This is a genomic window from Enterococcus sp. DIV0183, from assembly GCF_050541505.1.
In the GTDB taxonomy this organism is placed as follows: Bacteria; Bacillota; Bacilli; order Lactobacillales; family Enterococcaceae; genus Enterococcus; species Enterococcus faecalis.
Genome location: NZ_CP172932.1, coordinates 2,209,412 through 2,222,641 on the forward strand (window position 1 = coordinate 2,209,412; position 13,230 = coordinate 2,222,641).

The following is a 13,230-nucleotide window of genomic DNA, read 5'->3' on the forward strand; positions in this document are numbered from 1 at the left end:
AATTTAACACGTGTGACTAAAAAAATGTTGTTTTTTCACTTTTTTTAGCCAATGAATGAGCTTTTCAGGATCTTCTCTTAGGAAAATACTAGTTATTAGGTACTTATTGTTTACTTTAATTAACACATAACATTCTTGTAACCATCTCAATAAGTTATTTCCCACAATTTTAAAAAGCTTTTTTAAGCCAATATTCGGCAGTGGCTGCCAAACAAAGTTCCCTTCTTCAAAAAAAATAGCTTCCAAGATACGCCATAGTTCCTGTTTGGTCACTAAACGCTCTTCTTCGGTTTTTAGTGCTTCCCAAACAAGCATTTTTAAATGAATATCTTCTTCAGAAGAAGGTAATAGCTTCAATCCAGGATAGTAAAACCAAGGAGGTAACTGGAGAAGGTGACAACCTTTCGTATATAAAAAGCTCTGTGTTCTAAGCAACTGAGCATTTCTGTAACCAAGTTGTTGAGTCAATTTTTGATAATAATCATGCATCAATTGACCAGTGTGCCGTCTATTTGGCAGTAAATTTAAATTAGCGGTCGGTAGTCGGAAGATTTCTAGTAATTTTTTTTCGTAAAAATCCCATGATTGTTTTCTTCTATAAAATTGTTGACATTGACTCTCTTCAATATGACAAAGTAACTCTATTCGTTCTTGTTTCTTATTGGCCGACCATAAATAAAATCCCAAGGACTCCGAAAAATAAAGGAATTGTTTCGTTAATTGCGTGAGTTTGTCTTTAGGCACTAATCGTTCACCTAAAATCCAAACAACTTGATAGCCATGAGTTTGATAAGTCTCCGTCCGTTCCACCAAACGTTTAATTGGCAATGGACTACATTGAATTTCAATGGCTATCTTCCCAATGAGTAAATCTGGGCGTTGCTTCAAGGCGGGTAAGTATGCCTCAACTTGAAAAGACAGCTTTTCACGTAAACACTTTTCCGCAAAAAGCTGCTTCAAGCGGAGGTGTTCTTCTGTTTCAGCTTCTGCTTCGTACCAACAACTATTCTTTTTACGATGAGCAAAATGGGGTATTTTAATGGGGCCTGCCTTCAAAATGACCGATTGATGACACATTGGACACACAAAAGCTTGTTCGCTTCGTATCTGTGTTAATTCATCAATCGAGCAATCGATTAAAGAAAATAATTCTTGGTTGTCTGCCGTTAAAGCTGTTAACATGATTTTCACCTCTCATAAATAAACTACGCAAAGTTTCTTAATTTTCATCAAAAAAAAAGCAAAAACTCGAAAGTTTTTGCTTTTTTGCTTAATCATTAAAGTAATAACGTGTTAATTCCAATGCACTGCGTTCCATAATACAAGTGCCATATTCGACTAAAGTATCCTGAGTGACAGTTGTTTTATGAGCAAATTCTAAAATCTGTGCAATTTCATTGTCAACATTTGTTTTTTCTAATTCATCGGTTAAGAACAAAACTTGTAAGTAATAACGATCGTTGTACGTGTATAAGTTAGTCAAAACAGATTGCATGAAGACTTCTTTGGATAATTGGATCATCGCTTCAAAATTATCTAATTCAAAGATTACATTTCTGTTTGTTTCATCTGTGGCTTCCATCTCATCAAGTTCATCGGCGGCTGCTTTGTCTGCTTCAATTTGTTTGCGAATTAATTCGCTAACATCTGCATTGACTTCGCTCAGACCTTCTAAGGAAGACAAGTCGTCCATAGCGACATTTTTACTAATAAACAGTTCTAAACCATCATTTTTAGGCAAGACTTGGAAAGTGACTGCTTCACTACCTTGGAATTCATCTTCGACATCAACTTCTTCTAAAATACTATAAAAGAAATTTTCAACATCTTTGTGGTTTCCTAGTAAGTCAAGAAAAGTAATCCCTCTATCCGCCAGGTCTTCGTTGCCAATTAACACACGAATCGTATTTTCATTAATATGTTCCATTTCCATAGCGCTACACCTCTCTTTGCTTCAATCAGGAAACTTCTTACGTTCATTGTAGCGAAAACTACACAAAAGTAAAGTGGAAAGTCTATAAATCCTCGAAAACTAGCGAACGTTTTATAAACTTTGAACTTTTTTAACGATTGGTTTTTCGCTCCTTCTACCTCTTCATCTTAACGCAGTCTCTCCAAAAAAGATACTATTTTTCCTTGACCACGTTCTGCCAAATCAAATGAATACAAGTTCTAAATATGTATTAAAAAGCCAGAGATAAAAATCCCTGGCCCTAAATTCATATGAATCGTTCTTTATTACAATTAACAAATAAAGAACAAAATTTTATATTTTTTATAAACCTGCCATTAATTGTGCTTGGCGCAATTCCAGTTGTCGAACATCTCTTGGTAAGAATCGGCGAATTTCATCTTCGTTAAAACCGACTTGTAATCTTTTCTCATCAATCATAATTGGCCGACGCAACAATCCAGGGTTTTCTTGAACCAACTCTAATAAATCTTGAAGTGGAAGCTCGTCCAAATCCATATTTAATTTTTGGAAAACTTTAGAGCGAGTAGAGATAATCTCTTCTGTTCCATCTTCTGTCATGATTAAAATTGCTTTTAATTCCTCAATATTTAAAGGTTCAGAAAAAATATTTCTTTCTTTAAAAGGAATTTCGTGCTCTTGCAACCAGGCTCTAGCCTTACGACATGACGTGCAACTTGGGGAAGTATAAAGTGTCAACATTGTGCATCACTCCTTTTCGCGAATCATCGCGTTTCTGAAACAGGGAACTGTACTGTTCCTCTATTTAAAACCAGTATACCTAATTTCTAATAAAAATACTAGGGGTTTTTAAACATTTTTTATTAACTTTGTTTATTTTTCCTTCATTACATCCGTGTAAAATTAGGGTTAATTTTTATGAAATTTTATGGATATTCGTTATGATTCTGTAAAAAAGTAATACAGTTTTCTATTTTTATGGTTGCTGTTATAATTTACTTCTCTTGGTGATTTTTCAAGAAGTTCCCATGTATTTTTTTCTAATAAAATGTATAATAGAACTATTCACTATCTTAAGTCTAAAGTCAGGTGGTTATTTAATGAAAACAATTTTTTCTGGTATTCAGCCCAGTGGTACTCCGACAATCGGAAATTACATTGGTGCAATGAAACAATTTATCGAATTACAAAATGAATACAATTGTTATTTTTGTATTGTGGATGAACATGCCATTACCGTTCCCCAAGAACCGCAAAAGCTACGCCAGCAAATTCGTAGTTTAGCAGCTCTTTACCTAGCGGTTGGTTTAGACCCACAAAAAGCAACAATTTTCATACAGTCTGAAGTGAGTGCCCATGCAGAAGCTGGTTGGATCATTCAGTGCAATACTTCTATTGGTGAGTTAGAGCGAATGACACAATTTAAAGATAAATCGCAAAAAAATGGTCGTGCTGGCGTAAGCGCTGGTCTTTTAACATACCCTCCATTAATGGTTGGTGATATCGTGTTGTACAACGCTGACTTAGTGCCAGTCGGAGATGATCAAAAACAACACTTAGAATTAACACGTGATTTTGTGGAACGCTTCAACAAACGTTACGCCCAAAAAAATCAAGAAATTTTAACGATGCCTGAAGTCAAAATCGCTGAGCAAGGTAGTCGAATTATGAGCTTACAGGAACCAACGAAAAAGATGAGTAAGTCTGATACAAATGTGAAGGGCTTTATTTCAATGCTTGATGAGCCAGCAGTGATTCGCAAAAAAATCCGCTCTGCTGTAACTGATTCAACTGGTGTAATTGAATATAATAAAGAAGAAAAGCCTGGTATTACTAACTTACTAAATATTTATTCTGCTGCGACAGGTCAAACTGTTGAGGAACTTGTTCAAGCATACGAAGGCAAAGGCTATGGAGACTTCAAAGCAGATTTAGCAGAAGCAGTAGTTGCCTTATTAGAACCTATTCAAGTGCGCTACCAAGAGCTTCTAGCTTCAGAAGAATTAGATATGATTTTAGATGAGGGTGCAGAAAACGCTCGCCAGGTAGCCAACAAAACACTTCAACGAATGAAAAATGCTGTTGGTTTGGGAAGAAAAGTTCGGCGCTAACTAAACATAATAAAAACCCGCGAAGTTTTATTCGCGGGTTTTTTATGATCTAAATTGAGCATCGTACAAGCGACGATAGTGACCTCTTTGCGCGTACAAAGTTTCATGTGTTCCATCTTCTAAAATTCCTTGGTCACTCACTACGATTATTCGATCAGCATGTTTAATCGTTGCCAGTCTGTGGGCAATAATTAATGTTGTTCGCCCGTCAGCTAACGAGTTTAATGACTCTTGAATCACTTGCTCTGTTTCTGTATCTAATGCAGAAGTCGCTTCATCTAGAATTAAAATCGGCGGGTTCTTCAAGAACATTCGCGCAATTGCCACTCGTTGCTTTTGACCGCCCGATAATTTCACGCCACGTTCGCCAATAATTGTGTCCAAGCCATCTGGCATTAGCTGAATTACATGTTCTAAATGTGCTAATTTCACCGCTTGTTGAATGTCTATTTCTGTAGCATTTAAATTCCCATAAGCAATATTTTCTCGTAATGTTCCAGGGAATAAAAACACATCTTGTTGAACAATTCCAATTTGCTTACGTAATGAAGCCAAGGTTATTTGCTGGATATTTCTACCGTCAATCGTAATTTCACCACTACTGACTTCATAAAAACGAGGCAACAGATTGCACAAGGTCGTTTTTCCTGAACCACTTTGTCCAACGAAAGCAACGGTTTCACCAGGTTGAATTTTTAAATTGATATGGTCTAAAACTTTTGTGCCATCTTCATAAGCAAATGAAACATCTTTATAGGCAATCGTTCCCTCTAAATGCGAAACAGCAACAGCTCCTGGCAAATCTTTGATGGACGGTTGTTTGTCCATTTCTTCCGTAAAACGTTTAAAACCAGCAAATCCTTTGGGATAGCTTTCAATCATATTGTTGACTTTTTCAATCGGCCGAATAAAAATATTGGCTAATAAAATAAATCCTACAAACTGACCTTCTGTAATTTCTCCTTTAATTGTATAATACGCACCAAAAATTAATGAAAATAAATTTATCAGACGAATTAATAAGTAATTATAGGCGGAACTGACACCCATCACCTTATAAAAATATAATTTCGATTTTCGATACATTTGATTTAAATAATTAAACTGTTTTCGTTCAAACGGTTCATTTGCAAAAGATTGCGTGACACGTATCCCACTTACTGACGCTTCAATCCCAGCATTAAATTCACCTAAATTATCGTAAATATCCGTATTCGCTTTTGTCATTTTTTTATTAAAATAGCCTAGCGCAATCGTGATAAATGGCAATAAAATAAACGTAGCGATGGCTAATTTCACGTGAATGGTTAACATTAATAAAAAAGAACCTGCTAACGTCATAATCGTAATAAAGACGTCTTCTGGACCATGATGCGCCACTTCCGAAATTTCAAAAAGATCAGTGGTCAAACGGCTCATTAATTTCCCTGTTTTTTGATTATCATAATACTCAAACGGTTGTGTTTGAAGATGTTGATATAATTCTTCACGCATATCTGTTTCAATATTCACGCCTAACATATGACCAAAATAAACCACAATAAATTGTAAAAACGTATTGATTATATAAAATGCAAATAAGCCCGCACTAGCTAATGCAATGAGGCGAAAATCTCCTTTTGGCATAATCTTATCAATTACTTGGTTGACTGCTACTGGAAAAGCCAACTCTAACAGCCCCGCAAAAACGGCACACCCAAAATCCAAAATAAATAATCGACGATAAGGTCGATAATACCCAAAAAAACGCTTTAACATAACTCCCTAACTCTCCCCCTTCATTCTCATTCATTATACGGAAAAAGACTGTCTCTTGCAAAATTCTAACTTCTATCAGAACACGTGTTATTTAAGTAACTTTGACTCAAAATCATTTTCACAAACTTTTCATTATCAGAATATTTTTTCATTTATCGTTTCCATTTTTTCGGTAAAAATAACTATAATTGTCTTTTCCCGCAAGGCTTTGATTTCTGTACAAAACCTTGAAATACAGTGAAAAATACTCTATTTATTTGTGAAAATATCGGCTACAATATAACATATGAAAAGTTTTGTAAAAAAGTTAAGAGGTGCACTTGTTAAATGAGAACCATTGTTTTTGATGTTGATGACACGCTGTACGATCAGCAACAACCCTTTCGAAATGCGATGACTAAAATTTTCCCAAACGTTGCGACAGAGGATATGCATGAATTGTATCTTCGTTTTAGACACCACAGCGATGAAACGTTTCCGAAAGTTTTAGCCAATGAATGGTCCCTAGATTTCATGCGGTTTTTCCGGATGAATGAAACATTAAAGGATCTAAACTATCCAGGAATTTCACAAGAAGAAGGAAAAATTTTCCAACAAGTTTATGAAGAAGAATTGGATAATATTACGATGCATCCAGAAGTTACTAAGCTTCTTGATACTTTACAAGAGAAAGAAATTCCGATGGGGATTATTACAAATGGTCCAACAGACCATCAATTTAAAAAAGTTAAACAATTGAATCTTGAAAAATGGGTTCCAAGCCAAAATATCATTATTTCTCAAAGTACGGGTTTTCAAAAACCTGAAAAGGAAATTTTTGATTTAGCCTGTAATCAATTTTGTATGGAACCTGAACATACTTTATATGTTGGTGATAGTTATGACAATGATATTGTAGGCGCACGTAATGGTGGCTGGCATTCTCTTTGGTTTAACCACCGCTCTCGTGAACTACCAAGTTGCCAACCTGCATCACACCTTGCAGAAGTCACTTGTTTCACTGAACTTTGTCCGACTGTGGAGAAATTATTTAATCTTTAAAAAAAAGCCGCTCTTCAAATTGAAGAACGGCTTTTTTTTATTTATTTTTTTGTTTTTTCAGACGTAAAATGATGAACAGGCAGATTATCAGTAAAAGGATCAATAAACCGATTAAGAGATAAATAAGTTTAGATTCCGTTTTTTTGACGGTTACATCTTTCTCATTAAATGTTTCTGCTTCCTCTTTTGAGATCGTAAATTCTTTCGTAAATTGCCATTTTTTTCCTGAGCCTTCCACAGTCATTGCCAATACATACGTCCCAGCTTCCATTTCATTTTCTTCATAAGGAATAGGGAAATTAAAAATTGAATTGGGAGCCATTTGCATATCTTCTTGTTCTTTCTCTAAAATAACGTTATTTGTTTTCTTATTTTTAATATTTGCCGTTACTTTCATTGATTGAAGATAGGCTGCTTCATGGTTTAACAGTGTTGCAGAAATAACACTGCGCGCATTTCTTTGTGTCGGTTCAACTTTCTCTAAAGACAATTCTGGTTGTACAACTGTTTCATTTTCTCGAAGTAAAACAGCTACTGTATAGGCATAGCGATTTTCAATTGCTAAGCCGTTTGTATTTTCTTTTTGCTTGTCTTTCGTTTCATCGACTTTTTCACTAAACGTGATCCCGCCCGCTAGTTGCCCTGAAAACTCTTCTTTAGGCATCTTCACTCGCAATTCAACTACTTTTTCACTTTTAGCAGGCAATTCAACACTCTCACCGCCGTCTTTCAGTTGAATGATTTCTGATAAATCTGCTGGTGCAGATTTATCTAATGCTGTCAACGACTCGCCATATTCAATCACTCCGTTGCTGTTTGTTGTGGCCGACTTCACACTAACATCAATCACTAAATTTTCATCTGTACTATTGGCCGCTCGAACTTTCAAAATTTGTTCTTGGTCTGGTTTCATCATTAAATCAAAATATGTTTTTGTTTTATCTATTTGGTTTTCTGGAATTTCTGTTTCAACACTAAATCGTAATTCTGCTGCTGAGGTTTCAATCCCAAAAGCAAAGAAATAAAAACTTAGGATCATCAGAATAAAATATCTATTTTTCATTTCGCTCTACACTCCATTTCTATGTAAAGGAGAAAGGCTGAGTTCCCCTCTTCCTTTCTCCAAAAAGGTTCTTTTTATACTGGCGTATTAGCTAATGTCCAAGTAATTGTTGTTTTGTAGGCATCATTTAATTTAACTGATTTACCTGGCACTTTTAATTGAACATCTTTCATTACTTGACGGCCGTCAACTTCAGCAATTGAACTAGCATTGCCGTATAAGTATGACCATTTCCCAGCACCTTGATCTGTTGCAGCTACCATCACGTTATGACTTTCACCAACTGTACCAAAAGTTACGCTCGCTAAACTTGTTGGTGCAGCGCTTTGTCCTGCTGTCACAGCTGAAGCGTTTTGAAAGACAATTTCAGTTCCTTCAAGCGTCTGACCTTTTGTAGCAGAAGTAAATGCAGAATTTTGTTTTGCAGATAAAGTCCAGCCTTCTAAAGTTCCACGATTATCTGTAATTTGAGCAAATAATGGACCCGTTTTTTCAACATTATTTTTATCTTTTAAAACTTGTGCTGATGCAAAATAGATTTCATCTTTTGTGCTGATGATATTTTCACCAAAGTTTAAACTTGAAGCATAGTCCAAGGTTAAGGGGCCTGTAGAACCTTCATCAACTGGTTTGTCAGGATTTACTGGGTCGATAGGTGTCACAGGATCTTTGCCGTCTTTGTCTTCTGGATCCACTACAGGATTTTTGCTGTTGGGATCCTTTTCATCTGGTGCTTTAAATTTTACAATAGCATCTGTGTCGCGATTAGCCACTTCCTCTGCTTGAACTGGTAGTGTGCCTACCGCGATGGTTGCTAAAATTAAGCTGCTTGCGATGGTCATTTTTTTCATGTTAGTGCTCCTTCTCTTCTATTGTTATAGTTTCAATAATTATACGCTTGGTAAATCAGCGATTGTCCATGTTAAAACAGTTTTGTATTGAACAGCATCTTTTGGTGTTGCTCCTGGTACAGTTAATGTGATCGCTGTATTTTTATCTACGCTTTCACCGTCAACTTCCACTTTTTCAATCCCACCGAACGCACTAAGCCAAGTTCCAGAACCTTGACCTTCAGCGGCAGACATCACATTTGATGAATCGCCAGCTACTAAAGTTACTTCATGCGCAGTTGGTGTGACTGCTTTGGAATTAGACACTGCTTTGTTTTGACTTAATTTAATTTCTGAACCGTCTAAAACTTTATTTAATGTTTCTTTTGTCGCTGTTAATTGTGTTTCTTGTTTAACTGTTAAGGCCCAACCGGCATTCGTTCCGCGTTTGTCGGAAATTTGTACATAATTTGGTTTAGGATTAGTCAAATCAGGACCAGAACCGTCTGCCAAGAAAAAGTATTGTGGATTTGCATAATATTTTTCATCTTTATTTGAAATTTTATTTTTGCCAAAGTCTAGACTAGAAGCATAATCGATACTTAGTGGATCAGTTGTTCCTTCATTTGGCTTATTGCCTGTGTCTGGTGTCGTTGGGTCAAAGGGTTCAACAGGTTTTTCGGTATCTGGATTCACTGGATCGACTGGTTTGTTGATAGAGGTATCCGGCGTAAATTCTACGATGGCATTTGATTCATAGTTTTTTTCTTCTGCATTCACTTCTGGTGCAATAGCCACGCCTAAAGTGATAGCGGGGATTGTTGCTAAGATAATTTTTTTCATTTTATTGTTCCTTCTTTCTTTTTTTTAAAATAAAACTAGCCATAAAGATGACTATTATTCCGAGATAATTAAACATTTGTTGCTGTTTAGTACCAGTTCGAGGTAAGAAGCCTGAGCCTTTTTGATCAACCGTTTTACTTGTTGAATGCTTCAATGATTCTCCACTCACTGCTGGTATTGCTTCCGATTGCTTGGGGAAACGCTGTGGTATCTTACCATCTGGTTTTTCTTTGTTGGCTGGTGGTTCATACTCGCCATAAAAAGAAACTTCTGCATTTGTCGGATAGGCATTTGTTTCAGCAAATACATCAACTGATGAAATCAATCCTAATAGCAATACACCGCTAACTATTTTTTTGATAAGACTCACCCCCTATTTTGCACTGCCATCAGGTACGTCCATCAAGTGCCAAGTTAGTTTTGCTTCGTATTCTTCTGCTTTGGCCGTCCCTCCAGGAACAGATAATAACAACTCTTGGTCATTTTCTTTCCATTGATCAGAAATATTTGTTTCTTGATGTCCATTGACTTGGTTGTGAACAAGAATCGATTGGCCTTCTGGAATGTCCTGTAAGCGATGGTTGGTTCTAAATTTTAAAATATTCGGCAACGTAGCACCTGATTCAGATTTGAAATCAGAAGTAACGGTTAGTGCAAGCGACCAATTATTCCCTGTTTGACGAGTATCCCGTATCACTAATGGTTGATCCATGGAAACAATTGGATATTGGGTCGTGCTACTAGCGATTTGCAGCTCATTCCCAAAGGAAATCGCTGTGGGTACCGTTTTGAACCTGACAGAGCCAACCACAGTGACTGTTAGCGCTAATTCATCAATCTTGTAGCCTTTATCATAGACTTCCACGACCAACTGCTGTTTTCCATAAGTTAGTTCTGGTAATAACAAGGCTTTTTCCTTAAATGTTTTAGAATTAGTGGTTGTTTCATCTGCTAATTTCTGGATTTCTTGGCCCTCTTTTTTGACAATAAATTGTAATCTATTCCCAGTATCGACATCTTGCCAATAAAAAGGCAGGGCTGTTTTTTGAAAGTCATCAATATCGATTGTTTTTTCCATCGACTTTTCTATACGCTCTTTTGACCAAGATAGTTTCGTTTCACTTAAGAAAACTTCTTTGACAGGTTGGACGACTGTTCCAGAAAAGTTCCCTAAGTATGCTTTATCTGTTGATTCCCAGATATAAGAAACGCCTTCATGAGCTTTGGGTAAATTCCATTCAAACAGTCCTTTTGTGGCATCGTAACTTCCATAAGGGCTAATCGTCAGCGGTGGAAATAGTTGACCATCACGAGATACCACCTTATTTTTTAATTGCAGTGGTTTCCCAGCAATATAATCGACAGAAGATAAGATAATCATTTGATTAGATACATCTAGCCCTGTAATGGCCGTTAAGCCTTTTAACGGACTGATATCTGAAATTTGATTTTCTCCCACATCTAAAACTGTTAGATTGAGTGTTTTCTCTAACGGTGCCAAGGAAGAAATTTGATTGTTTCTTGCATACAGTACACGCAGATTAGGAACAGTGCTTAAAGCTTCCAGACTAGCAATCGTTTGATTCATAATACTCAACTCTTCTAGACGTGGCTTATTCGCCAAGGGCGCAATTGTTTTTAATTGATTATTTTCCACATAAAGACGGAGTAGGTTATTTGCTTCCGTAAGCCCATCTAAAGTAGCAATCTGATTATTGGCAGCCCAAATGGTTTCTAAATTACGAAGAGAACGAAGCGGGTCGAATGAAGTTACTCGATTATTCGGCGTGATTTTTGACGGATGATCTGTCGTATTTTGGATACTTAAATTTTTTAAAGCAGCCATTCCTTCAAGTCCATTTAATGTCGTTAATTGATTGTTCTCAACATACAAGCCTTCTAAATTAATTAATCCTGCTTGACCTAACGGACTAAGATCAGCTATTTTATTGTTTCTCATATATAAAAAACGTAATAGCTTAAATTCACCTTTAGCAAAAGGACTCAAATCTGTTACATTGAGTGAATCTTGAAAAGATAATTCTTCTAAGTTTCTTAGGTATTGAACTCCTTCCACATTAGAAACAACGACATTTTCTAAAATAACTTTATTCAATTTTTCCAATTCTGCTTGGGTGACAGTATTAGAGGTCCGAGATTTGCTTAACTGTTTTCTGATATTTTCCGCAAAGGCTGGATCAGGAAATAGTGTACTGATAGGCGTCGCTTTATCTAAGACAGCACCTGCGTATAATTGGGGCATCATCAGTTGTGCTTCCGTTATCGCTAGTGCTTCATTTGGCGGCTCTTCACTTGTTTCAACAGTCGTTAACTCTTCTGACTGGGGAATCTCCGAACTACTGGTTGCTGAATTTTGCTCTTCTGCCGATGAAGTTTCTGGAATCTTTTCTTCTGAAACAGATGAAACATTTTCTTCACTGGAGGATGCAATTGTTTCGGTCGTTTCGGCGAAAGTTGTTACAGGAAGTAGCAAACTATTACCCAAAAGTAAGGCACTAACTGCGGAGATGCACATTTTTTTCATAAACTTCACCTCCTGATATTTTCTTAATTATAGTGAATATCAACTGAAAATGGGTTCAATTACGACAAACTGTCCAAATTAATTTGTATAGACAAGACAAAGAGCGCCAAATAGGGTTTTCTACCCCTATTTGGCGCTCTTTGTCGCTAAACACAACCAGAATGTATTATGACAAATTCTCAATTATGCCTAGTTTTCTTTTATTTCTTTTAAACTATCCTCTATTTTTTCCAATTGCCCAGCAAAAAATTCTTGTTTGGCTTTTGGTAAAAACAATGTGATAGATAAAAGGATCTGTTCTTTAAAGATTGACCAATCTGCGAATATTTCTTCATTGGTTAAAATCATTTCTATTTTTTCTGCTATTTTTTTCCAGAGGATCATTCGCCAGTTATTTTCACCCACTTCATATTCTTTAAACATGCTTAATACATGAAGAATATGGGGAACATTTTGGCTGACAATCGCCGCAAATAAAAAATCAATAATTACTTGCTCGATAATTTCTAGTGAGCGAATATCAATAATTTCCCGCTCATTGACAGATTGTAGTACACGAAAAAGTAACGAAGTTGGAAACGGCTGCAAGCCAACGTTTTTTTGTAATGCTAAAAATTTCAAATTAAAAATAGTATACACATCGGCATTAATTAATCGTTCCAGAATCTGATTTTCTAATGCAATAATTTCCTCTTTTGTCACAACCGTTTGAGGGTTAAAAAGATATTCCAACGCCAACATCGAATACATTACTTCTTGCTTTCCTAAAGCAAAAGACGATTTCTCATAATACGCCCGATAATCTGCAACGATTCGACTACTTTCTTGAAAATTTTTACTAAAGATTGCTTGATTAAACTGCTCCTTAGCTAAAACTGTTTTGGACATTGGCGTTAATTTTTCTGTCATTTCCATCGGTGAAATAGACAAGATTTCGACAATAATGGCTAAATCCGAAATACGCAATTCACTATTTCCTTGGACAAAGCGTTGATAACTTCGACTAGAAACACCATTTTCATCAAAGACACGCAGAGGAATATTTTTCCCTTTACGAATCCGTTCAATTTCTTCACCTAGCGGCCAATATTCCATATATTCTTTTT

The 13,230-nt window shown here is 36.1% G+C and carries 12 protein-coding genes; 2 read left to right on the forward strand and 10 right to left on the reverse strand.

The window, feature by feature from the left end:
* Positions 1-3: 3 nt before the first annotated feature.
* The 3 genes from IGK72_RS10715 to spxA form a co-directional block, all read right to left on the reverse strand.
* A complete protein-coding gene (locus IGK72_RS10715; protein WP_165548637.1) occupies positions 4-1,182 on the reverse strand; it encodes a competence protein CoiA in 1,179 nt (392 codons plus the stop codon).
* Positions 1,183-1,270: 88 nt separating this feature from the next.
* Positions 1,271-1,933, reverse strand: coding sequence for an adaptor protein MecA (locus IGK72_RS10720; RefSeq protein WP_002356478.1), 663 nt, complete (start codon positions 1,931-1,933; stop codon positions 1,271-1,273).
* A 342-nt stretch (positions 1,934-2,275) separates the two neighbouring features.
* Positions 2,276-2,674: a transcriptional regulator SpxA gene (spxA, locus tag IGK72_RS10725; protein WP_002356477.1), complete on the reverse strand. Its 399-nt coding sequence runs from the start codon at positions 2,672-2,674 to the stop codon at positions 2,276-2,278.
* A 359-nt stretch (positions 2,675-3,033) separates the two neighbouring features.
* On the opposite strand from spxA, the gene trpS reads away from it, so the two are divergent.
* Entirely contained in the window at positions 3,034-4,044 is a 1,011-nt protein-coding gene (trpS, locus tag IGK72_RS10730) for a tryptophan--tRNA ligase (protein ID WP_002359559.1), read from the forward strand.
* A 42-nt stretch (positions 4,045-4,086) separates the two neighbouring features.
* Here trpS and IGK72_RS10735 read toward each other — a convergent pair whose 3' ends face one another.
* A complete protein-coding gene (locus IGK72_RS10735) occupies positions 4,087-5,802 on the reverse strand; it encodes an ABC transporter ATP-binding protein (protein WP_129194976.1) in 1,716 nt (571 codons plus the stop codon).
* Between the two features lie 327 nt (positions 5,803-6,129).
* On the opposite strand from IGK72_RS10735, the gene IGK72_RS10740 reads away from it, so the two are divergent.
* Positions 6,130-6,843 (forward strand): HAD family hydrolase, encoded by a 714-nt coding sequence (locus IGK72_RS10740; protein ID WP_002356474.1) that lies wholly within the window; start codon positions 6,130-6,132, stop codon positions 6,841-6,843.
* 37 nt (positions 6,844-6,880) lie between these two features.
* On the opposite strand, the gene elrE is transcribed toward IGK72_RS10740, so the two are convergent.
* From elrE to elrR, 6 genes are all read right to left on the reverse strand, one after another.
* On the reverse strand, positions 6,881-7,906 hold the full coding sequence (elrE, locus tag IGK72_RS10745; protein ID WP_023894655.1) for a transmembrane protein ElrE: 1,026 nt from the start codon (positions 7,904-7,906) through the stop codon (positions 6,881-6,883).
* 74 nt (positions 7,907-7,980) lie between these two features.
* Positions 7,981-8,757 (reverse strand): WxL domain-containing protein ElrD, encoded by a 777-nt coding sequence (elrD, locus tag IGK72_RS10750; protein ID WP_002362542.1) that lies wholly within the window; start codon positions 8,755-8,757, stop codon positions 7,981-7,983.
* 39 nt (positions 8,758-8,796) lie between these two features.
* Entirely contained in the window at positions 8,797-9,579 is a 783-nt protein-coding gene (elrC, locus tag IGK72_RS10755) for a WxL domain-containing protein ElrC (protein WP_023894656.1), read from the reverse strand.
* 1 nt (position 9,580) lies between these two features.
* Positions 9,581-9,949, reverse strand: a complete 369-nt coding sequence (elrB, locus tag IGK72_RS10760) for an LPXTG anchor domain-containing protein ElrB (RefSeq protein ID WP_002356469.1) — start codon at positions 9,947-9,949, stop codon at positions 9,581-9,583.
* 3 nt (positions 9,950-9,952) lie between these two features.
* The gene (gene elrA, locus IGK72_RS10765) at positions 9,953-12,124 is read right to left on the reverse strand and encodes an enterococcal leucine-rich protein ElrA (RefSeq protein WP_430608791.1); all 2,172 of its coding nucleotides are present in this window, start codon (positions 12,122-12,124) and stop codon (positions 9,953-9,955) included.
* Between the two features lie 189 nt (positions 12,125-12,313).
* Positions 12,314-13,219 (reverse strand): Rgg family transcriptional regulator ElrR, encoded by a 906-nt coding sequence (gene elrR / locus IGK72_RS10770; RefSeq protein WP_165548695.1) that lies wholly within the window; start codon positions 13,217-13,219, stop codon positions 12,314-12,316.
* Between the last annotated feature and the right edge of the window lie 11 nt (positions 13,220-13,230).